At 36.7% G+C, this 21913-nt stretch carries 18 protein-coding genes, 1 other RNA gene and 2 pseudogenes; 14 read left to right on the top strand and 7 right to left on the bottom strand.

What is annotated here, in order from left to right; all coding sequences use genetic code 11:
- Together FG383_RS21310 and recU are read right to left on the bottom strand one after the other, a co-directional pair.
- Positions 1-1505, bottom strand: a 1505-nt coding sequence (locus FG383_RS21310) for a transglycosylase domain-containing protein (protein WP_246096948.1), incomplete at its 3' end; no start/stop codon positions are given.
- A 21-nt stretch (positions 1506-1526) separates the two neighbouring features.
- The gene (gene recU, locus FG383_RS09635; RefSeq protein ID WP_142607200.1) at positions 1527-2126 is read right to left on the bottom strand and encodes a Holliday junction resolvase RecU; all 600 of its coding nucleotides are present in this window, start codon (positions 2124-2126) and stop codon (positions 1527-1529) included.
- A gap of 821 nt (positions 2127-2947) precedes the next feature.
- On the opposite strand from recU, the gene FG383_RS20885 reads away from it, so the two are divergent.
- The 10 genes from FG383_RS20885 to FG383_RS09590 all read left to right on the top strand — a co-directional run bounded on the left by FG383_RS20885 (position 2948) and on the right by FG383_RS09590 (position 14501).
- Complete coding sequence (locus FG383_RS20885) at positions 2948-3103, top strand: hypothetical protein (protein WP_185907899.1); 156 nt, start codon at positions 2948-2950, stop codon at positions 3101-3103.
- A gap of 75 nt (positions 3104-3178) precedes the next feature.
- A complete protein-coding gene (locus FG383_RS09630) occupies positions 3179-3550 on the top strand; it encodes a YppE family protein (RefSeq protein ID WP_185907898.1) in 372 nt (123 codons plus the stop codon).
- Positions 3540-5819: a DEAD/DEAH box helicase gene (locus tag FG383_RS09625; RefSeq protein ID WP_142607198.1), complete on the top strand. Its 2280-nt coding sequence runs from the start codon at positions 3540-3542 to the stop codon at positions 5817-5819. The genes FG383_RS09630 and FG383_RS09625 overlap by 11 nt, the downstream gene beginning before the upstream one ends.
- Positions 5809-7104: a ribonuclease H-like domain-containing protein gene (locus FG383_RS09620; protein ID WP_185907897.1), complete on the top strand. Its 1296-nt coding sequence runs from the start codon at positions 5809-5811 to the stop codon at positions 7102-7104. The genes FG383_RS09625 and FG383_RS09620 overlap by 11 nt, the downstream gene beginning before the upstream one ends.
- Before the next feature lie 69 nt (positions 7105-7173).
- The gene (gene gpsB, locus FG383_RS09615; RefSeq protein ID WP_142607196.1) at positions 7174-7470 is read left to right on the top strand and encodes a cell division regulator GpsB; all 297 of its coding nucleotides are present in this window, start codon (positions 7174-7176) and stop codon (positions 7468-7470) included.
- 63 nt (positions 7471-7533) lie between these two features.
- Positions 7534-7919: RNase P RNA component class B (gene rnpB / locus FG383_RS09610), an RNA gene on the top strand.
- Between the two features lie 88 nt (positions 7920-8007).
- The gene (locus FG383_RS09605) at positions 8008-9732 is read left to right on the top strand and encodes a putative bifunctional diguanylate cyclase/phosphodiesterase (protein WP_142607195.1); all 1725 of its coding nucleotides are present in this window, start codon (positions 8008-8010) and stop codon (positions 9730-9732) included.
- Positions 9732-10859, top strand: a complete 1128-nt coding sequence (locus tag FG383_RS09600) for a THUMP domain-containing class I SAM-dependent RNA methyltransferase (protein WP_142607194.1) — start codon at positions 9732-9734, stop codon at positions 10857-10859. The genes FG383_RS09605 and FG383_RS09600 overlap by 1 nt, the downstream gene beginning before the upstream one ends.
- 222 nt (positions 10860-11081) lie before the next feature.
- Entirely contained in the window at positions 11082-12977 is a 1896-nt protein-coding gene (locus FG383_RS09595; RefSeq protein WP_142607193.1) for an ATP-dependent DNA helicase, read from the top strand.
- 24 nt (positions 12978-13001) lie between these two features.
- Positions 13002-14501, top strand: a complete 1500-nt coding sequence (locus FG383_RS09590; RefSeq protein ID WP_142607192.1) for a carboxypeptidase M32 — start codon at positions 13002-13004, stop codon at positions 14499-14501.
- 44 nt (positions 14502-14545) lie between these two features.
- Here FG383_RS09590 and FG383_RS09585 read toward each other — a convergent pair whose 3' ends face one another.
- The 4 genes from FG383_RS09585 to FG383_RS09570 form a co-directional block, all read right to left on the bottom strand.
- On the bottom strand, positions 14546-16213 hold the full coding sequence (locus FG383_RS09585; RefSeq protein WP_142607191.1) for a b(o/a)3-type cytochrome-c oxidase subunit 1: 1668 nt from the start codon (positions 16211-16213) through the stop codon (positions 14546-14548).
- Position 16214: 1 nt separating this feature from the next.
- Positions 16215-16691, bottom strand: a complete 477-nt coding sequence (locus FG383_RS09580; RefSeq protein ID WP_142607190.1) for a cupredoxin domain-containing protein — start codon at positions 16689-16691, stop codon at positions 16215-16217.
- Positions 16692-16711: 20 nt separating this feature from the next.
- On the bottom strand, positions 16712-16834 hold the full coding sequence (locus FG383_RS09575) for a cytochrome c oxidase subunit 2A (protein WP_142607189.1): 123 nt from the start codon (positions 16832-16834) through the stop codon (positions 16712-16714).
- Between the two features lie 239 nt (positions 16835-17073).
- Positions 17074-17526: a chemotaxis protein CheX gene (locus FG383_RS09570; RefSeq protein WP_142607188.1), complete on the bottom strand. Its 453-nt coding sequence runs from the start codon at positions 17524-17526 to the stop codon at positions 17074-17076.
- Positions 17527-18447: 921 nt separating this feature from the next.
- On the opposite strand from FG383_RS09570, the pseudogene FG383_RS09565 reads away from it, so the two are divergent.
- The 3 genes and pseudogenes from FG383_RS09565 to FG383_RS21640 all read left to right on the top strand — a co-directional run.
- A pseudogene (locus FG383_RS09565) lies at positions 18448-18774 on the top strand (transposase); the annotation flags it as partial.
- 168 nt (positions 18775-18942) lie between these two features.
- A pseudogene (locus FG383_RS09560) lies at positions 18943-20218 on the top strand (IS3 family transposase).
- 68 nt (positions 20219-20286) lie between these two features.
- Complete coding sequence (locus FG383_RS21640) at positions 20287-20400, top strand: IS3 family transposase (protein WP_142607187.1); 114 nt, start codon at positions 20287-20289, stop codon at positions 20398-20400.
- 97 nt (positions 20401-20497) lie between these two features.
- Here FG383_RS21640 and FG383_RS09550 read toward each other — a convergent pair whose 3' ends face one another.
- Entirely contained in the window at positions 20498-20788 is a 291-nt protein-coding gene (locus FG383_RS09550) for a phospholipase (RefSeq protein ID WP_142607186.1), read from the bottom strand.
- A 219-nt stretch (positions 20789-21007) separates the two neighbouring features.
- Here FG383_RS09550 and FG383_RS09545 point away from each other — a divergent pair, with 219 nt between their 5' ends.
- Positions 21008-21898, top strand: coding sequence for a phosphate/phosphite/phosphonate ABC transporter substrate-binding protein (locus FG383_RS09545; RefSeq protein WP_142607185.1), 891 nt, complete (start codon positions 21008-21010; stop codon positions 21896-21898).
- Positions 21899-21913: the final 15 nt, after the last annotated feature.

Genomic DNA, 21913 nt, shown 5'->3' with positions numbered 1-21913 from the left:
CCGTTATTACCAAATGCTGCATATGCACCAGCCATTTGAATAGGGGACATCGATTTTGAAGTACCACCGATTGCTGAACTTTCATGCACTTCTCCAATATCGATTCCAAAACGATTAATAAACTCTTTAGCGTTTTTCGTCCCTACTTCTTGTAACGTTTTGACAGCAGGAACATTTCGGGAATTATAAAGGGCTTCACGCATTGTCATCGCACCTTTATATTTTCCATCAAAGTTTCGTACAACTTGCTTTGTACCGGTATATGTCATTTCTGCATCGACGATTGTTTGACCGGTAGACCAATTTAAAAATTCAACAGCTGGGCCATAATCGATTAAAGGCTTAATCGTTGAACCTGGTGATCTAAGTTTCATATCATATGCGAAGTTGTAGCCACGTTCTGCACCGTAATTACGGCCACCGCCTACTGCAGCAATCGCGCCTGTTTTCGTATCAATAACCGCCACAGCTGCTTGAATATCTTCTGTAGGGAACATATCTGAATTTAACGTTTCTTCCACTTGTTGTTGTGCTTTTGGTTGAAGCGTTGTATGAATCGTGATTCCTTCTGAAATGGTATCACCATCTCCATGTTTTTCTAACTCATCCAAAACGATGTCAATAAATGCATCATATTTTGTGTTTTGTTTTGCCACACGTTCTTCTTCAGGAAGTAAAGTATCCTCTATTGGAACTGCCTGTGCGGCTTTCATTTCTTCATCTGTTATTTTGTCATGCAGATTCATTAAATGTAGAACTGTATTTCTTCGTTTTTCAGCAAGGTCAGGATTTTTAAACGGATTATATGCATTTGGTCGTTGGGAAATACCCGCTAGAACAGCATACTGATCTAATGTCAGGTCTTTTAATTCTTTGCCGTAAAAATACTTAGCTGCTGTTCCGTATCCGTAAATTCTGCCGGACATCAGTACTTTATTAAAATACATTTCAAAGATTTCTTCTTTATCATATTTTCGTTCTAATTGAATCGATAAATATGCTTCTTGCGCTTTACGTTTTAATGTTTTTTCATTTGTTAAGAAAGAGTTTTTGATTACTTGTTGTGTTATGGTACTAGCTCCTTGTTCGCCAAAACCATGTGTGATGTTCGCAAGTACAGCTTTACCTAATCGTAAAAAATCCACGCCAAAATGTTCGTAAAAACGTGAATCCTCGGTAGCGATGATAGCATCATGCATTTGTTTAGGTATTTCATCGAAAGGTACATACTCTCTATTTTCTGCGCCAAGTGTCGCAAATAGTTCTCCGTTAGCATCTAAAAGTTTAGGGCTAATCGGATCTTTCAACGAGCTTTCATCTAATTTAGGCGCTGAGCTCGCGTAATAAGCGAAAAGAGATCCTCCTGCAATGAGCCCGACGATACCTAGTGCGACAATTGCTATCAATATACGTTTAATCCAGAACTTTACTGGTGTATTTGTCTTTTTCTTTTTTTGTTGTAATTGCTTTCTACGTTGTTCACGAGTTTGTTTTTGCTCACTCATAAACTTCTCCTCACTTTCACTTTATGCATATAAGTCATTAACTATTTTTAAATAATCAATTCTTGGTGCATATTTGGGCATAATTTCTATTGCATGTTCTTCAAACTCGGCTAATGCAATAGATTTTCTTCCTCCCGCTAGCATTCTATCCCAAAATCGCTGTAATTGGTCAAAAGGCAGATAAAAATACCTATCCACTGCAGAAAAGCGAACGAGTAAAAAACTGATACCTTGTTGTTTCACTACTTTACTCATATGTTCTACTTGATGAAGATGGACATTTTTTAAAGGAAATGCTGTTCTATTTTCCGTTTCTTTTGCTTCAAAGTCAATATATTTCCCTTCATACACGCCATTAAAATCGGTTGTAGATGGAGTCCGGTAGTAAGCTTCTTTAATGACAGCGCTACTTCTACTCGGATAATCGACTTTCACGACTTGTATTGGTATTGGTTTTTTATATATGACTGCGATTTCATGTGTGAGATAGTATTCATTTGCATCGCTTAGTTCATCTTCTAATGTTTTACCCCTATTACTAAAGGAATAGTCTTTTCTTTTCTTTGTTTCTGTTTCCTTTTTGGGCGTGTACAGTTTCCCGTTCGGATAACGAATAGCCAAGATATTCACCTCTCTATGCTATTAGTTTATCACTTTTAGGTGTTAAGACTCCACCCCGAGTAGCGGAAATTAAAGCATTCAGGCTCAACACAAGATAATTAGACGATAATAGTTTCTATTTAGTTTCACCATGGCGCATAAGATTTGCAAATTACCGTTTAAGGATATTGCGTCGTAAGAAGTTTCCACTAGCCTTCGTGCTTGCCACACCTCGAATGAGTCAACTCGTGTTGAACACAAATGGGTCTCATACTTCGACTCATGCGGCCCAGCGCATTACGGCAAGAGTATCCGCTCTATTTAACTAGTGAAAGTTGTCAAATACCTAAGCGCAACATTATAGTCCATTTGCGAAACGTTTATAAATTATGAGGAACAGTCATCTTCGTATCACTCCAAGTTAAACTTGCTGTTTTAAGAAATGGTTGCTTTCGCTGGCAATTTGGTTGCTCTGGTGCTGATTTGATTGCTTTCCGAATAGATTTGATTGCTTTCACCTAGAGATGTGTTGCTCTTGGCCATTTACTGGATTCAAACAATAAAAAATCTGCAAAAAATCTTGTTTTTAGCAAGTCGTTGCTTAGTAATAAAGCAATTTCAATTGATTTTCGCTGCTGGCTCATCGCTCACCCGGCGGAAAGCGCCCGACTCACCGGAGACACTTCATACGCACTCCGACGCATTTTCCCTACAAGAAAAGTTGTGATTCTGCAAGAACGTGTCGACTTTCTACTAGTTTTGTCCGTTGGAAAGAACGTTTGTCGAGCGGGAAGGGATTTATTAAAAAACAAGGAACATACTCTAAAAAGGGAGGTAGTAAAATGAATAAAATCGAACGTATTATTGATCAATTGGAGTTATTAGAATTTTTACTTGAAAATCGGCTGAGCGACGAACAAGATCAGTTTGAAGAAGATTTTAGTAAATCATCCTTTCGCTTGCTTGGAAAACTAGAAAAAATCGAAAACCAATTATAAAGAATGTACGTTCGTTTGCAACTAGTAATCTATGCTGTAATTTGTTACACTATTACTAGAATGCGGGGGATTAGAATGTCGTTATTGCGTTTAAGCGAACAGTTAATAAAAGAATGTGATGAAAGCATTTTGCGCTTTCAATTATATAGAGAACAAGACAAAGAACCTGATTTTTTTAAGGAAGTAAAGCCACATGCCTATCAATTAGATGAAATATTGCTTGAATGGGAAAAGCTCGTTCGAACATGGATTCAAGTGAAGCGACCAAAATATGTCCATCCAAGTCAGGTAGACTCTTTACTTGAATCCATGAAGCAATTCATCGTTCAATCGTATTATAAAGGAACGAGTAAGATGCGATTTTTAAAATCGATTCATTCATCGAAATATACATTGGAAACAATCATTCAAGCGATTAAAGAAGTGGGGGATGAGCATGCTGACTAAAAAAAGCATACAGGAATTGTTAGATGACTGGAAAATAGACCAAAATCGTTTTTCCAGAATTGAACATATTCATGTAACAGAAGAGAAAGAAGCAGTATATGCTCCATTTCCAAAAACGATGCATCCATCTATTCAAAAAGCGTTAAAAATCCGTGGAGTACATCAATTATATGTCCATCAACGGCAAGCGTTCGACGCAGCAACATCTGGAAAATCTTATACGACGATTACCCCAACCGCCTCCGGAAAGTCGCTATGTTACCACCTACCGGTTCTTCAATCCATATTAGAAGATCCAACCTCGCGTGCTATTTATTTATTTCCAACAAAAGCATTAGCTCAAGATCAAAAAAGTGATTTAAACGATTTAATCAAAGCAAGCGAGGAAGAAATATTAAGCTTTACGTATGATGGGGATACCGAACCGGGGATTAGGCAAAAAGTACGGAAGTCAGGCCATATTGTTTTGACGAATCCAGATATGCTCCATTCAGGGATACTCCCTCATCACACAAAATGGGTATCTCTTTTTGAAAATCTAAAATATATCGTGATTGATGAAATTCATACATATAAAGGAGTATTTGGAAGTCATGTCGCACATGTGATCCGCCGGTTAAAACGCATTTGTGCATTTTACGGAAGCAATCCGCAATTTATATGCACATCGGCTACGATCAAAAATCCAAAAGAGTTAGCAGAAAACCTAACGAATACAACGCATGAACTGATTGATCAAAATGGTGCACCGTCTGGGAAAAAACATTTTGTCTTTTACAACCCACCAATTGTTCATCCAGTATTTAATGTTCGAAGAAGTGCTATTTTAGAAGTACGAGATATTGCACAGGAATTATATACGAATGGCATTCAAACGATTGTATTTGCTAAAAGTCGGGTACGTGTAGAAATGCTTGTAACTTATTTACAAGCATTAGTAAGTAAAAAGATTAATGATCAAACCATTCGAGGTTATAGAGGTGGTTACTTACCTTCTGAAAGAAGAACGATCGAGAAGGGGTTAAGAGATGGTATTATTCGGACTGTAGTAAGTACGAATGCACTGGAACTTGGTGTCGATATTGGACAATTGCAAGCATGTATTATGACTGGTTACCCGGGAAATATTGCGAGTGCTTGGCAACAAGCAGGACGAGCGGGGCGAAGACAAGACGAAGCGCTCATTATTTATGTGGCACAGTCCACTGCACTCGATCAATATGTTGTAAAGCATCCGGAATATTTTTTAGGTCAGTCTCCAGAAGAAGTTCGTATACATCCAGATAATATGATTATTTTAATGGATCATTTAAAATGTGCTGCATTTGAGCTGCCATTTACGACGATGGATACGTATGCAGAGTTTTCGATTCAAGAATTACTCGCTTTTTTAGAAAGTGAAGGGGTTTTATTGAAAACTGCTGATAAATGGCATTGGATGTCGGAAAGTTTTCCAGCAAGTAATATTAGCCTACGCTCTGCTTCGCAAGAAAACGTCATCATTATCGATCAAACAATACCAACTAAAACGAGAGTAATCGGGGAAATGGATCAATATAGTGCAATGACTTTACTTCACGAAGAAGCGATTTACTTACATCAAGGAACCCAATTTCAAGTAGAAAAACTGGATTGGGAAGAAAAGAAAGCATTTGTTCAAGAAGTCGATGTCGATTATTTCACGGATGCAAATATTGCCGTAGAGCTAAAAGTATTAAGTGAAGATAAGGAAAGAGAAGCAACGATTGGAACGTTACGATTTGGTGACATTATAGTGTTAGCCCAACCAACGATCTTCAAAAAGATAAAGTTTGATACACACGACAATATTGGTTCTGGGAAAATTCATTTACCACCACTCGAATTGCATACATCTTCGACTTGGTTTAGTTTTGATAAACCAAGCGATTGGACGGAAACCTTATTATCAGATGCAATGACAGGAGTTGCCTATGCACTACATGCATTTATCCCATTATTCATCCACTGTGATGCAAAAGATATTCATGTTGTACCACAAGTGAAGTCCATTCATGCAGAAAAGCCAACTTTTTATATGTATGATAGTTATCCAGGTGGAATCGGTTTATCTGAAAGAATGTACGATCTTTGGAATGATTTAGTACCAAAAGTGACTGAGCAAGTAGAGGCTTGTCCATGTACGAATGGATGTCCCGCATGTATAGGCGCCCAAGACGCGGAGTTGAACTTGAAAAAAGAAGTGATCAAACTACTACACTTAGTACAGGTGGATGAGCATGTCGTATGAAAAAAAACTGATGCAAATGAAAGGCCTCGTGAAAAAGAATTCACAAAAAGAAGAACCTAAAAAGGAAGTGCCGATTGTTGCACTTCCTTTTTATACAGAACAATGGGAGAGAGCCGGACTAAAACTTATAAAAAATGAAAAAGGTTTTTTGTTTATGAAAGAAACTTTTTATGAGCAGTCGCATATACATGGAAACATTGGGCTACATCATTTACATGAAGCGATTACGTTTATGCAAGAAACGTATCCTGATCATCCACTGACTGTTGCACCCAATATTCCTTTTTGTTTTTACGATACGGAAACAACGGGATTGAAAGGGACAGGTGTACTCATTTTTTTAAATGGCATGTTAAAGCAAGTGGCAAACGGTTTTTTATTAACACAATATGTACTAGCAGAACCCGGTCAAGAATCCTCTTTTTTGTATGAATCAGAGTTCTGGAAAAGGACGCAAACGATTATTACGTACAATGGCAAAAGTTTCGATTTGCCTCAATTGGCATCAAGATGGACGATGAACCGAAATATGATTCCTCCACTGAAAGAACATGCGCAAATCGATTTAATGCACTCCTCTAAACGAATTTGGAAAGGTGATTTAGAACGATTTAAGCTGAAACAACTGGAAGAGCAGAAACTAGGATTTGTCAGGGAAAATGATATTCCCGGCCATCTTGCACCGATTATTTATTTCGATGCGGTGAAACATGGAGATCCTGCTAACTTAATGAAGGTGCTACTGCATAATGAGTGGGATATTTTATCACTAGTAACGTTGTATATTTTATCGGTGAAGCTATTAAAAGAAGAGGAAGTAGTGGAATCTTCTATTACGTACACGAATATTGGCAGGTGGTTTCGTGACTTAAAATCAGTGGACGCGAGTCACGATTGGTTCCAGTTCGTAATTGATGAATTCGAAGAAGCGGAAGTAAGTGTGGCGTATTATTATGTTGGGTTGCATTTAAAAAAATTGCAATTATTCGATGATAGCCTTGCAGCATTTCAAGCGTCGTTACTTAAAATAGTCGGGAAATATCGCATCAACGTTTATATGGAACTAGCAAAACTTTACGAGCATCGGAAAAAAGATTTCGAAATGGCTTTAGAAATAACGAGGAAATGCGCGGATTATCTAGAGAAAACGCCGAGTGTGGGAAGTAGAAAACAGCAATTGCGCTTGCGTCAAGATCTTCAAAAAAGAGAAGCGAGAATAATTCGGAAATTAACTATTTCCCGGGAAAGCGCACAACCTAACAAAAAGCGAGTCTCACAGCCTTAAAATGCTCCATTATTCGACATCGTTATGCTATAATAGGGTTAGTGAAACGTAACGGAAGGAAGATGCCATATGGAAACAAAATTAAAGACTTCAGATATACTTGAGAAAGAATTTAAAACGGGCCTAAGAGGCTACAATCAAGAAGAAGTTGATATTTTCTTAGATGACATCATTCAAGATTATGAAGCATATGAAAAGAAAATTTCCCAACTTCAATTAGAGATTAACCAACTAAAAGAGGAACTTGCAGAAGCACCAAAAAGAACGGCACCTGCCCAACCACAAGTAGGAGCGACGAACTTTGATATTTTAAAAAGACTTTCTCATTTAGAAAAGCATGTATTCGGCAGTAAATTGTACGAATAATTATATTAATTCATATGCATTGTAACTAGTCCAAATATCGATTATACTAGTACTACCACTTATATATCCGGGCAATCGCTGCAATGCTAGATCATTGTAGAGGAAAGTCCATGCTCACACAATTCTGAGATGAATGTAGTGTTCGTGCTTAGTGAAAAAATAAACTAAGGCAGCTAATTTAGCTGACGGCGGGATGAAGGCCTAAGTCTTATGATATGGCTGACAATCTCTGAAAGTGCCACAGTGACGATGCTGTATGGGAAACTATACAGGTGGAACGAGGTAAACCCCACGAGTGAGAAACCCAAATTATGGTAGGGGAATTTTCTTGAAGGAAATGAACGGATAGAAGAACGAAAAGCAATTTTCGTAGATAGATGATTGCCATCTACATCGTACGAGGTAATGCGCCGTTTGAGTACCGTAGAAACAAAACATGGCTTATTGGGTGTATGAGTGGCTATATTAAATAATTATGAAGCTCTCCATACAAGGAGAGCTTTTCTTTTCTAATAAAAAAGTAGGCTGGTGTGCAAAATGGGTCAACAACCACCTGTACAATTTTTTTTGTATCCAAATAAATTAGTGGAAGAAGTATTCCAATCAACTTCTGAGGGCATTATGATAACAGATCATAAATTGAATATACTACTTGTAAACGCTGCTTTTGAGAAAGTTACTGGCTATACACAAGAAGAAGTAAGAGAAAGAACTCCACGGATACTTCAATCCGGTAAACAAGACGCTATCTTTTACTCAAACATGTGGAAAGATTTAAAAAGCAAAGGTTCGTGGCAAGGAGAAATTTGGAATAAACGCAAAAACGGAGAAATTTATCCAGAAATACTAACGATAAAACGTATTACAAACACCGAAGGAAAAGTGACAAACTACTTCGGTATTTTTTCGGATATTTCTCGGAAAAAAGTGGTAGAAAAAGAATTAAAAGAACTTATGATTACGGATTCTTTAACTAAAACGATCAATAGAAACTCATTTTACAATTTATTGGATAATATAATTAGTACATCAACGAGTAACTCCTGTAAACATGCAATACTTTTCATAGATTTAGATCGTTTTAAACAAATCAATGAAACACTAGGCAATGAAATAGGGGATTTGCTTTTAATACATATTGCAAATCGTATCAATTCAATTGTAAGTCGAAATGATCTTTTCGCTAGATATGGGGGAGACGAATTTTTACTTGCAATAACAAATATTGAACATCAAATAGATGCTGCACATATAGCGCGAGATATAAATACTTTATTGAATAAGCCATTTCATATAAATGGAAATGAAATTTACATTACATCAAGTATAGGAATTAGTTTTTATCCGCAAGATGGGATAGAAGTAGAAACACTTATACAAAAAGCCGATAAAGCAATGTATTTTGCCAAGCAAAATGGACGCAGTCAGTATGCGTTTTACTTTGATGAATTAAAAACAGATTCAAAACGAATACTTTTGTTGGAATCAGAACTGAGAAAAGCGATTCAACAGAAAGCGTTTGTTATTCATTACCAACCGAAAGTATCCTTAAATACGCAACAAATAATCGGAGTGGAAGCTCTTGTTAGATGGACAAATGATAAATTAGGTGTTGTATCTCCAGCGGAGTTTATTCCGTATGCGGAAGATACTGGTTTAATCATCCCATTAAGTGAAGTGATTCTAGAAAAAGTATGCATCGATATGGTCGATTGGAGATCGAAAGGTATTCAAGATTTACCAGTCTCCATCAATATTGCGGCACTTCATTTTCAACAAGATGATTTTATGGAACGAATAAATGCAATCATTATGAAGTATAATTGTAGTCCATACCAACTGGAGTTGGAACTAACAGAACGAACGGTTATGCAAGATTCAGAAACCGTTGTCACGAAATTGATCAAACTAAAGCGAATGGGCTTTAAAATTTCGATAGATGATTTTGGAACAGGTTATTCTTCCTTAAGTTATTTAAATAGGTTCCCGTTAAACTATTTAAAAGTTGATAGCAGCTTTATTCAACAAATGACAGATTTACAAGATAAACAAGCAATTGTAGAAGCGATTATTTTAATGGCGCACAGGTTACAAATAAAGGTGATAGCTGAAGGCGCAGAAACAAAAGATCAAGTGAAACTTTTAAAGGAAATGGGCTGTGATATCATTCAAGGATATTATTTTAGCAAACCCATTCCAAGTACAGAGCTGTTGGATTTCTTAGAGTTATGGGAAATTCATAAACAAGAAAGGAATTTATAATGACAACATTTAAATTAGTAGCGACTTCCGCGATGGGACTAGAATCCATCGTTGCTGACGAGGTAAAAGCATTAGGATATGAAACAACAACGGAAAATGGAAAAGTATATTTTGAAGGGGACGAACGAGCAATCGCACGTGCAAACGTATGGCTGCGTGTAGCTGACCGAGTAAAGATTGTAGCCGCTCAGTTCCCAGTGAAAACATTTGATGAACTTTTTGAACGAACAAAAGCTGTACAATGGGAAAAGTTTCTTCCAGTAGATGCAGCATTCCCAGTGCAAGGGAAATCCGTTAAATCTACTTTGTTCAGTGTACCGGATTGCCAAGCTATCGTTAAAAAAGCTATTGTAGAACGATTAAAACTTGCATATAAACGAATTGGTTTTTTAGATGAATCTGGAGCTACATACAAAATTGAAATAAGCATTTTAAAAGATATCGCGACAATTACAATTGATACAAGTGGTGCTGGACTGCATAAACGAGGATATCGCCAAGAGCAAGGGGAGGCTCCATTAAAAGAAACACTTGCAGCTGCACTCGTGAAAATTTCCAAGTGGAGTCCTAATCGTCCGTTCGTGGATCCATTTTGTGGATCTGGGACTATACCTATTGAGGCGGCCATGATTGGACAAAACATCGCACCAGGCTTTAATCGTGATTTTCATAGTGAAGCTTGGTCTTGGATGCCCAAAACAATTTGGGAAGACGTAAGAAATGAAGCGGAGAATCTTGCAAATTATGACCAAGAACTTCAAATTATTGGTTCAGATATTGATCATAAAATGATCCAAATTGCCGAGCAAAATGCATTTGAATCTGGCTTTGCTGATCTAATCACATTTAAGCAAATGCAAGCGAGTGATTTTTCTACATCCTTAACAGATGGTGTTATGATCGGAAATCCCCCATACGGAGAGCGTATTGGGGAAGTAGAAATAATCGAGCAAGCAATTAGTGATTTAGGCCATCTGATGGGGCAATATCCATCTTGGTCAGTTTATATGCTTTCTTCCATGGAAAACTTTGAACAGGCATTTGGCAGAAGAGCGACGAAAAAGCGGAAATTATTTAATGGTTTTATTCGAACTGATTATTATCAGTTTTGGGGTAAACGTTCCTAAAAAGTAAGGGAGACTAGCTTCTCCCTTACTTTTACGTTATACACTTAACTTCATCCAGCAAACAATGACTGCTGAATAAAGTTAAAGCCTCCGGCGGATGCCACAGTTTTTTAAAGGAATTTATCGAGCGAGCTCGATAAAAACTGGGCGCAAATACGCCGAGGCGTATTTGATTGGAGCGTAGATACGAAGGCAAAATTGATGGAAGTAGGGAGTTTTACGATGAAAAATGCGTTACCATTTCAATTATCAAAAGACCGTTCTTTCTTCGAATCATTAGGAGATTGGATGGGTGACGTTCTTTATGATGAATTACCCGAAAAGGGATTTGAGTGTCGTGACGAACAAATTTTCATGGCATATCAAATTGAGAAAACATTAAAAGAAAAAAATGTATTATTTGCAGAAGCTGGTGTAGGTACAGGTAAAACAATCGCATACTTACTACCTGCCATTTCTTATGCAAGGTACACAGGGAAACCAGCATTAATCGCTTGTGCCGACGAAACATTAATCGAACAATTAGTAAAAGAAGCTGGGGATATTTTTAAGCTCCAAAATTATTTAGATATTACGATAGATGTCCGTCTCGCAAAATCGCGTGACCAATATTTGTGCTTGAAACGTTTAGAAGAAGCACAAAAAGATGGCGATAATGATTTCTTTTTAGAAGAGATTGAAGATCAAGTTCCAGATTTTGTGTACGGTCATTCCTCTCTCCAAAAAATTTATCCTTATGGCGAACGTAGCCAGTTTCCTGGTGTTAGTGATGAAGACTGGCAAAAGGTAAATTACCATCCAACACAACAATGTATGGTATGTGATGTGAGAAACCGCTGTGGCCAAACCATTCATCGTCAAAACTATCGAGAGTCGACCGATTTAATCATTTGTTCGCATGAGTTTCTAATGGAGCATATTTGGACAAAAGAATCTCGAGTGAGAGAAGGGCAAATGCCACTTTTACCTGATGTGTCTATGATCGTGTTAGATGAAGGGCATTTACTAGAATTTGCAGCGCAAAAAGCGTTAACTTACGAAGTACAAAGTGAGACATTGATCCGCTTATTGGAACGCGTAATGGTAGATGGAGTTCGAGAAAAAACATTAAATTTAATGGAAGTGTTACAAGAAACACATGACCGTATTTTTGGTCTTTTAAGAAGTGGAAGCAAAGAAGAAGAAAGCGAACGTATGAAAATAGACAAAACACCAGAACTAATTCAAGTTTGTAAACAAGCCGTTCGAATTACGGACGATTTGCTAGAAGAATTTGTGTTCGAGTCTGAGTTGTTTACGATACCTGAATATGAATTACGTATGGTAGAAGAATTTATAGAGCAATATGCGTTCTCTTTACGTTTATTTACGGAAAAAGGGGACGGTGTAGAATGGCTGGAAATCATTGATGGACATGAAACACTGATCGTGATGCCACGCCTTGTAACGGATATTTTGCACGAAAAATTATTCACTTCTCAATTGCCAATCGTCTTTTCTTCTGCCACTTTATCGATTGAAAAAGATTTTACGTATATTGCAGATTCTTTAGGCATTGAGAAGTTTCAATCGTTTTCGGTTGAATCACCGTTTGATTACGATGAAGTAATGAAAATTTATACGCATCAATCAAGTCAAGACGACAAAGTAAAACAAGTGGATGCACTTTTAGGCAATAAGCAGCAAACATTAATATTATTTAAGTCGAAAGCAGCGATGGAATATTTCCGTACTCGCTCGAACGTTTCAGCTAATATAGTATTTGAAGGAGATCGTGAGCTTTCGACGATTGTTAAAGAGTTTCAAAATGGTGATTTCGCGACACTTTGTTCTTACCATTTATGGGAAGGACTTGATTTGCCGCAAGAAGCTTTAACGAGAGTAATTATTTATGATTTGCCATTCCCATTAGCAGACCCATTATTTGATGCAAAACGATCATTTTCGAATGATCCATTCGAAGAAGTGGAGTTACCATTTATGCTGTTAAGATTGCAGCAAGGAATCGGACGTTTAATCCGTACTTCGAGTGACCATGGGGAAATCCATCTATTACTAAATGAAGAAGAAGCAAAACTAGAAAGCCGGTTTACAGGGATTTTGCCTACAACAATCTAATGTTCATAACAAGGGGGATTTGAGATGACAGTCGAACAGCAATTTTTAGATTATGTGAAAAAAATTGGTGCATACAACGAAGCTTTAGGGGTTTTATATTGGGATATGCGTACTGGAGCTCCAAAAAAAGGGCTAGATCAACGTTCTGAAGTGGTAGGGGTACTTGCTACGGATGTGTTTAATTTATCTACTTCGGATGAACTAAAAGGTTTATTAGACAAATTGGAGCTTACGCTAAGTGCAGCGGATGAAGTGACGAATCGTGTGTTTGAGGAAGTTAAAAAACAATACGATCTGAGCAAAAAAATTCCCGCAGAAGAATATAAAAAATTCGTTATTCTACAATCCAAATCTGAATCCGTTTGGGAAGAAGCAAAAGCGACGAATGATTGGGCTAAGTTCATGCCTTATTTAAAAGAAATGGTGGCAACATTAAAGCAGTTTGTAAATTATTGGGGAGTAAAAGACGATAATCCCTATAATATTTTACTCGATCAATACGAACCAGGGATGACTACGGAAGTATTAGATCAAGTTTTTGGAGAGCTGAGAAGCCGTATCGTCCCATTATTGAAGAAAATTACAGAGTCACCTAACCAACCGAAAACGGATTTCTTGTTTAAACATTTTGATAAACAGAAACAAGAAGCATTTAGCTTAGATGTCTTAAAACAATTAAGCTATGATTTTGATGCTGGAAGACTAGATGAGACAGTCCACCCGTTCGCGACAGGTTTAAATCGTGGAGACGTTCGAATTACGACTAAATACGATGAGTCCGATTTCCGTTCAGCAGTATTTGGAACGATTCATGAATGTGGGCATGCGATTTATGAACAAAATGTTAGCGAAGAATTGACTGGAACTCCTTTAGCTGGTGGAGCTTCTATGGGAATTCATGAATCACAATCACTATTTTATGAAAACTTTGTTGGGCGCAATCCGAAATTCTGGGAGCAGAATTATGAAAAACTGCAAAGCTATTCACCGGAGCAATTCGGCGATGTCTCCATCGAAGACTTTTTACGTGCTATTAATGAAGTGAAGCCTTCTTTCATTCGAATTGAAGCAGATGAACTGACATATGCGTTGCATATAATGATCCGTTATGAAATTGAAAAAGGTTTATTCAACGGAGATTTAAAAGTAGAGGATTTACCTGACATCTGGAATGCTAAATATGAAGAGTATTTAGGAATACGACCAGAAACAAATGCGGAAGGTATTTTGCAAGACGTCCATTGGGCTGGAGCAAGCTTTGGCTATTTTCCATCATATGCCCTAGGATATATGTATGCAGCTCAATTCAAAGCGGCAATGCTAAAAGATATTCCTAATTTTGATGAGCTATTTGAAAAAGGCGATTTATCGCCAATAAAAGCATGGCTTACACAAAATGTGCATCAATATGGAGCGTTGAAAAAACCGCTAGACATACTAAAAGATGCAACTGGGGAAGGGCTTAACGGCAATTACCTTGCAGATTATTTGGAAGAAAAGTATACGAAAATCTACCAACTATAATAAAGAAAAAGAGAACTAAGCCCATGGCGAAGTTCTCTTTTTAGTTACCACAATTTATATCCAATAGATCCCGGAGGTGCATTTTGAATTATTTCGATCACAGGAACTGTATAAGCAAACAAGATTAATGCAATACAAATCGTTAGCCAAATTTTCCAATTTTCAAGTGCCATTGGTGTTTTTTCTGCATGCTCCGAAACTTCCGCAACTGGAAATTCTGTTTCTCCCTTTGGAGCAAACCAGATCAAATTTGCTACTATATAAAGGATTAAAACGATCCCGATGAATAGAATTGTACCGCCAACTGCTTGCGCAATTTGATAAGGTATCCATTCAGTTGCTTGTGCAGATCCTCCGTAAGTGGAAAAATCTGACCGCCTTGGTGCACCGAATAGTCCAACAATATGCATCGCTCCTGACATAATGGACATACCAAAAGCCCAGACAATCGTTTGAATAATTGCTAATCTGTTCATTTGTTTCGTAAACACTCTGCCTGTCAAATGGGGGATTAACCAATATGCCGCACCAAAGAATGTTAACAAAACAGTGGTTGCAACAGTTAAATGGAAATGCCCAGTTACCCAAATTGTATTGTGTATTAACTGGTTCATTTGGTGAGAAGCATTTATAATTCCACCCGCACCAGCAGGGATAAACGCGACCATTCCGACAAACGGTGCAAAGAAACGTGCATCGCCCCAAGGTAATTCTTTGAACCAACCTAAAACACCTTTTCCTCCAAGTGCACGGCCACGAATTTCAAACGTTGCGAACATCGAGAAAGCAGTTAGTAAGGAAGGAATGACAACCATCAATGTCAATACAACTTGTAAGAACTTCCAAAAAGAACTAATTCCAGGTTCTGTTAATTGATGATGGAACCCTACAGGAATAGAGAACAGTAAGAATAACATAAATGATAATCTAGCAAGAGAATCTGAGAAAATTTTCCCGCCAATAATTTTAGGAATAATCGCATACCAAACCATATACGCTGGTAATAACCAGAAGTAAACAAGCGGATGACCGAAATACCAGAACAATGTACGAGAGAGCAATACATCTACTTTATCTACCCACCCTAGAGACCATGGTAATAGTTGGAATAACACTTCGACTGCTACTCCTAACGAACAAATAATCCACATAGCTAAGTTAACGACAACCATAAAAGTTAATAATGGACTAGGTTGACCTGGATTAGCTTTACGCCATTCTACATATTTCGAAATGAGTCCTGCGCCGCCAATCCAAGTACCAACGATTACTAATGCTAACCCTGCATAGAAAATCCAATGTGCTTGTAATGGGGCATAAAATGTATATAATACGGAAGCTTCGTTCAGTAAAATCATAATAGACGATGCGGTAGTACCAATCGTCATAGTCCAAAAACCAATCCAACCAAGCAAACGTTGTTTATCCGTTAATGTACCAGATGTTCTACTCACTACAGCAATTTGAAAACCAAATATGAAATATGTTGTTAAAATAAGGCCTAAAAGTACTCCGTGAATCGTTAATATTTGATAATAACCAATTCCCCAAGGGAGTGTGAACGTTCCAGAACGGACTAAAGTTTGTAATAGACCACAAAGTCCTCCAATTGCTAGTGCGATAAAAGCTACGTAAATATGTGCTAAAGCTAGTTTGCCATCTCTTTTATCTACTCTTACTAAATCCTTTGTTTTTTCAGCTATAGTTGTCATATTACTCTACCACCTTTAGCATAGACGTCATGGACGAATGTCCAATTCCGCAATATTCGTTACATAATATTAAATATTCTCCTGCTTTATCAACCGTTGTTACATACTCGGATACATAACCAGGTTCAAGAATCATGTTAATATTTGTTCCTGCTGTTTGGAAACCATGTACTACATCTTTCGTCGTTGCAATAAACTTAACTGTAGACCCAAGTGGAACTTCTATTTCAGGTGGATTATAGTAAAAAGCAGATGCGACGAACACCACTTCATAGTCCCAATCTTTTCCTTCTACTTTATGAACACCTGGATTATTAAATGGTGCAATTTCATCTACTCGTTCAGGATCCACATAAACTTTTGCACTCGGTGGATGGGAACCATAATGGAAAGCACTAAAACCAACTATAACTAAAAATAAAACGAGAGAGCTAATTCCAAATGTGAGCCACCATTTTTCATATTTATGAATATGCATAGCTTCAAACCTCCAATGAATTAAAATCGATCAATAAATAAGTAAAATGCCATGAACCATGTAACTAATATAAATATTCCGAGAAAACCGACTGAATAAAGCGTACCTTTTAAATCAGGCTCTTTCTCCCGTTTTTTCGACATTTTTTACACCTCCAAAAATTGTTTTTGTATAGTTATATCATAAATACATTTTTAAATAGAAGATGTGATAAAAATCACACAAACGGTGCTATTATGTGAATTAAGTGTGAAGATTGTATCATTCTATTATTCCGTATACCTGAAAAATAGATTAATAACCACAAAAAAATGAATATTCAGTTTTTTGTTTTTCGACAAAAAAAGAACTTCCTTAGTAGAAAGTTCTTCTTTACTAGTTGCTATTCATCAATAGTTAAAATGATTGTTAAATCGCCAACTTCTTCAATTTGGACGGGTAATTTAAACGCGTGTTGGAAACCGAATAATCTGGTCGTCCCAACAATAACAGTAGGGGGAGTAATATCAATTTCCACACCATTTGTAGCTACAGAAGTACATAAGTTACCGGCGATCATATTACCAAGTTCACCAGTAAACGATTCAAGCATTTCTCCTTCTAAAGGCATTCCGAACATCGTCGCTCCGATCTGGGAGAAGCAATTAGAAGTTGAATCTATTATTATCCTACCTTTTATATCACCAATAATTCCTATTAGTACAGCCATTTCTTTTTGCTCAAAAGGTTGCATCATTAAAGAAGGGGACTTTATATCCATTGAAAGAGGGATAACAGATTTTAACGATTGGATTGCACCATTCAATATAGTTTGTATATGCTTCGAAGCACTCATTTTTTTCCCCTCCTTATCGTAAACATAGTTCAATTTTAACATGAATGGTTCTAAAAAAGAATAGAAAATTGTAGAAAGTAGTGGAATAATGTGTTATTGTGTAGTTGAGAATGAATTTCAAATGCATTTGAGAGGACGATTTACATGCTAGCTTTATTCATAGGTTTTACTGTTTTCTTATTTGGTGGAATAACAGCTTATGTGTTACGTTCCATAGCCCCGCAACCAAAATAAGTCGACAGTATAAATATGCTCCATGTGTTAGGCGCAGGAATGTTACGTAATGGGTGCTGTCGCCATTTAATTTGTATCGATCATGAAACTGTTTGGAATGTCAGTTAGATCTGCTACATCTTCAGATGAAAATCTGCTACTAAATGTGCCTACATCAAACTGAACAATGGTCAGACTGTAGACAAGCACGACGAAAGTAGAAGTATCTACAGTCTTTTTTAAAAGCATATAATTCAAGATGATATTTATTATAAAACAAGATTGTGAAATATCGTATTTAAACTACCTTGCATTGATTCAAGTAGGATTAAATAACTTAATCAAACTAGTTTAACTCAAAAAAATAAATATGTGAGCAATGTGTGAGCTTTATGGAAAGCAAGTGAACTTTATTTTTAAACTATGGTGGGGTTGTTATTAGAAGGATTTACGCAAAAACGACTGAAAACTGAGCAAACTCTTAGAGGGCACTGAAAAAGTACTCACCTCATGCTATTCCGGCTGGAGTCGTCGCCTTCCACGCAAATCAATTAGTATCAGCTTATCAGGAAGAAAACTTTCTTCTCCTATCTAAAAAAATCATCCTTTTCCTGTATACTAATATAAAGTAAATGCAGTTGGTGCGTCCCATGATTTCAAACCAAGAAACCCTTAACCTAAAGAAAAAGAATTTGATTTTAATAAAGATTGACGTTTTATTTTGACATCGAAAAGTGTGAAACGTGTCCACTGAAAGAGGGTTGTTATAAGGAAGGCGCCTAAAGTAAAACGTATTCAATCACCATCAAATCCACTGAACACGAAGAACAGGCTGCTTTCCAAGAGACAGAGGAATTTAAAGAGCTTGCACGAAATCGATATAAAATTGAAGGAAAAAATAGTGAATTGAAAAATCCGCACGGGTTCGATACGGCCCAATCAGCGGGTTTATTTGGCATGGAAATTCAAGGTGCCACAACAATATTCGCTGTGAATCTCAAGCGAATATTGAGGCTATTAAATGAAAAAGAGTAAGGAATAGACAATGAAATAAGGCACTTTCTGTTCAAATTGAACAGAGAGTGCCTTATTTGCATTCAAAAAAACTATTTCATCGTTAAAAGCGTAAGTTTTTCAGTGGCCTCAACTCTTATGGGGGATTTTTTATTTATTATGAAAACAATCACTAAATGGAGTGGGATTATGTCAAAGAAATTATTTACTGAACAAGAACAAAAATTACTTAAGAAATACCCTTATGTAAGGCTGTTAGTGAAAAGGGAATTACATATACGGATGAATTTAAAGCCCTCGCTATAAAAGAACATGAAAGGGGAAAAAGCTCACAGATATCTTTGAAAATGCTGGATTCGATATGGACTTGATGGGGATTGAGCGAGCAAAGTCAGCTCTAAAACGTTGGCGTGCAGCTTATAAAGAAAAAGGTTTATTAGGGCTAGAAGACTCAAGAAAATATAGTACAGGACGTCCACTGGAGAGAGAATTAAGTTTAGAAGAAAAATATGCTAGATTAGAAGCATAGAATGCCATTCTACCTGTAGAAAATGAACTGCTAAAAAAGATCGAACTGATCCATACAGTCATTGAAAAATTTGATTTAACACGAATGGTTCACTATCTTTGTCAACTAGTTGATGTTTCCCGTTCTGGATACTACCGCTACTTTACAGTTGAAGCGGAGGCAAAGAGACAAGCACGACATCAAGCAGATGAAGCAGTCAAAGAAGTCATTTTAAAGGCTTATAATTTCCTCCGTCGTCCAAAAGGTGCACGTCAAATTAAAATGACGTTAGAAAATCAATATCAAATCACATATAACTTAAAATGAATTTATCGCATTATGAAGAAGTTCGAGATTATTTGCCCAATCCGTAAAGCCAATCCGTATCGACGAATGACAAAAGCGACAAAGGAACATCGGACATTACCAAACCTTTTAAACCGCCAATTTAAGCAAGGAATCGCTGGAAAAGTATTATTAACCGACATTACCTATTTGAATCATGGAAAAGGAAAACGTGCCTATTTATCTGCGATTAAAGATGCCGAAACTAATGAAATTCTAGTCTATGAAGTGTCAAATAAAATCACTTTAGATATTGCCCTAAATACAGTAAAGAGATTAAAAAAGAATGGTAGAAAACTAGCTGATGGTGCATTCATTCACTCAGATCAAGGTGTTCATTATAACAGCCCTCAATTCCAAAAGCTTGTGAAGAAAATGGGGTTAGGTCAATCCATGTCACGTCGGGGTAACTGTTGGGATAACGCACCACAAGAATCATTCTTTGGTCATTTTAAAGATGAAATAGATATGAGAAACTGTGAAACACTAGAAGAAGTAAAACGGGAGATTAAGAGTTATATGACCTATTACAATCATTATCGAGGTCAATGGAACTTAAAAAAGATGACACCTGCACAATATGAGGGCACTGAAAAAGTCCAGATAATTTAACTTAGCGAGGTATTCGACGATTCAATCGTCGAATACCTCGCTTTGTTCATTTATAATAGAATTATTAAATGCAGGTGGTGTTCCAGATGATTTCAAANTATTACAATCATTATCGAGGTCAATGGAACTTAAAAAAGATGACGCCTGCACAATACAGACATCATCTTCTTCAAGTTGCTTAAGAGCTTTTTTTAAAATGTCCTTTACAAAGGGTACACTTTAGAGGGCATTCAGATTTTTTTTTTTTTTTTTTTCACTATATAAAGATGTAAACAACTCTCATTTTCTAAAAGAGTTACATGTAACATTTGATTGCAGTTTCATATAATTATAAAGCAAGCGGGCGTGTCTCCCTTGTTGTGTATATGGATTTATTTGGGGGTGTAGCCGCTTGAGAAATTCACGATCACATTCACATCGCTCTCTTCCCTTACTATAGCATTCATCATGTGCTTTACACGCTGCATCTACTTCGTTTATAGGAGCTCCAGGTCCGCTGCAACCAGGCCCGCACCAGTTATATCCTGGAAATATACAAAAACGTTGCTTCCTTCTACGTGACAAATTCATAACCTCCCCCTTATATTTCTCTTTATAACCTATTCAAGAAAATGCTTATATGTATAAACTGCTACCTATTAGTTTCTAGATAAGTCAAAAATATTTTGCAGCATTAAAAGTGGTAAGCAAAGAAAGATGTAAATACACAAGAAATTAACAAACACTTAACAAACGTATAATATAATAGTAACTATTAATAATGGGCTATTAGGTGAGGTGCATATATTCATGAATAGTAGAAAATTTGTGTGTTTATTGAGTATCTTTTTAGTAAGTTTACTATTAACAAGCTGCGCTACAACTCCTAAAAAATTGACAATCGGTATGATTCCTGTAAAAGATGCAATTGAAATGGAAAAGGAATTTGAACCTATTCGACTTTATTTAGAAGAACAACTGGGCATGCCGATTGAAGTGGACACTGCGGATAGTTACGTTAGTTTAATAGAAGAGATGAAAAATGAAACAATCGATATTGGTTGGTATGGTGCTTTTTCCTATATAGCAGCTGAAAGTGAAATGGAGCTAACTCCTTTAGTTGTTCAACAAAGAAAAGATACCGGTATTTATTATAATTCACTTATTATTACACCAAAAAATTCGGGTATTAGCACGATTGAGGAATTGGAAGGGAAGAAATTTGCGTTTGTAGATTCTGGCTCTACATCAGGGTTCGTCCTTCCTTACGCATTATTGAAAAGTAGAAATATAGCATATGAAACATTTTTTAGCGAAATAGAGTACGCAGGTTCGCATGATCAAGTATTGGCCAATATTCTCCATCATGAAGTTGATGCAGGCGCAATTAGTAGTGTTCAGTATGGCAATTTAATAGAAAAAGGAATCGTAAAACCCGATGATATGACCGTTATTTGGAAATCAGAAAATATTCCGGGATCCCCGTATGTTGCAAGAAGTGAATTAGACGAAGAAATACAAGAAGGTTTTACGGAGGCCATGTTAGCATTGCATACGAAAGAACCTGATGTATTAAATAGTTATGATAATACGGTTGAGAAATATATAGAAGTAGACAAGAAATATTATAATCCTATAAAAAATATAGCAACCATTCTTGGAAAAGAGTATATGTACGAGTATTTTTTAAAAGGGGAATAAATAGATAAAGAGCGG

This window comes from Psychrobacillus soli, from assembly GCF_006861775.1.
Classification (GTDB): Bacteria; Bacillota; Bacilli; order Bacillales_A; family Planococcaceae; genus Psychrobacillus; species Psychrobacillus soli.
Note: the sequence above shows the minus strand (reverse complement) of the source record. Positions and strands in the feature narration are given on the sequence as shown.

Excerpts from the sequence above, each read along its gene's own strand:
- FG383_RS20885 (WP_185907899.1), top strand. The coding sequence starts at position 2,948 with ATGAATAAAATCGAACGTATTATTGATCAATTGGAGTTATTAGAATTT.
- FG383_RS09630 (WP_185907898.1), top strand. The coding sequence starts at position 3,179 with ATGTCGTTATTGCGTTTAAGCGAACAGTTAATAAAAGAATGTGATGAA.
- FG383_RS09625 (WP_142607198.1), top strand. The coding sequence starts at position 3,540 with ATGCTGACTAAAAAAAGCATACAGGAATTGTTAGATGACTGGAAAATA.
- FG383_RS09620 (WP_185907897.1), top strand. The coding sequence starts at position 5,809 with ATGTCGTATGAAAAAAAACTGATGCAAATGAAAGGCCTCGTGAAAAAG.
- gpsB (WP_142607196.1), top strand. The coding sequence starts at position 7,174 with ATGGAAACAAAATTAAAGACTTCAGATATACTTGAGAAAGAATTTAAA.
- FG383_RS09605 (WP_142607195.1), top strand. The coding sequence starts at position 8,008 with ATGGGTCAACAACCACCTGTACAATTTTTTTTGTATCCAAATAAATTA.
- FG383_RS09600 (WP_142607194.1), top strand. The coding sequence starts at position 9,732 with ATGACAACATTTAAATTAGTAGCGACTTCCGCGATGGGACTAGAATCC.
- FG383_RS09595 (WP_142607193.1), top strand. The coding sequence starts at position 11,082 with ATGAAAAATGCGTTACCATTTCAATTATCAAAAGACCGTTCTTTCTTC.
- FG383_RS09590 (WP_142607192.1), top strand. The coding sequence starts at position 13,002 with ATGACAGTCGAACAGCAATTTTTAGATTATGTGAAAAAAATTGGTGCA.
- FG383_RS09585 (WP_142607191.1), bottom strand. The coding sequence starts at position 16,213 with ATGACAACTATAGCTGAAAAAACAAAGGATTTAGTAAGAGTAGATAAA.
- FG383_RS09580 (WP_142607190.1), bottom strand. The coding sequence starts at position 16,691 with ATGCATATTCATAAATATGAAAAATGGTGGCTCACATTTGGAATTAGC.
- FG383_RS09575 (WP_142607189.1), bottom strand. The coding sequence starts at position 16,834 with ATGTCGAAAAAACGGGAGAAAGAGCCTGATTTAAAAGGTACGCTTTAT.
- FG383_RS09570 (WP_142607188.1), bottom strand. The coding sequence starts at position 17,526 with ATGAGTGCTTCGAAGCATATACAAACTATATTGAATGGTGCAATCCAA.
- FG383_RS09550 (WP_142607186.1), bottom strand. The coding sequence starts at position 20,788 with ATGAATTTGTCACGTAGAAGGAAGCAACGTTTTTGTATATTTCCAGGA.
- FG383_RS09545 (WP_142607185.1), top strand. The coding sequence starts at position 21,008 with ATGAATAGTAGAAAATTTGTGTGTTTATTGAGTATCTTTTTAGTAAGT.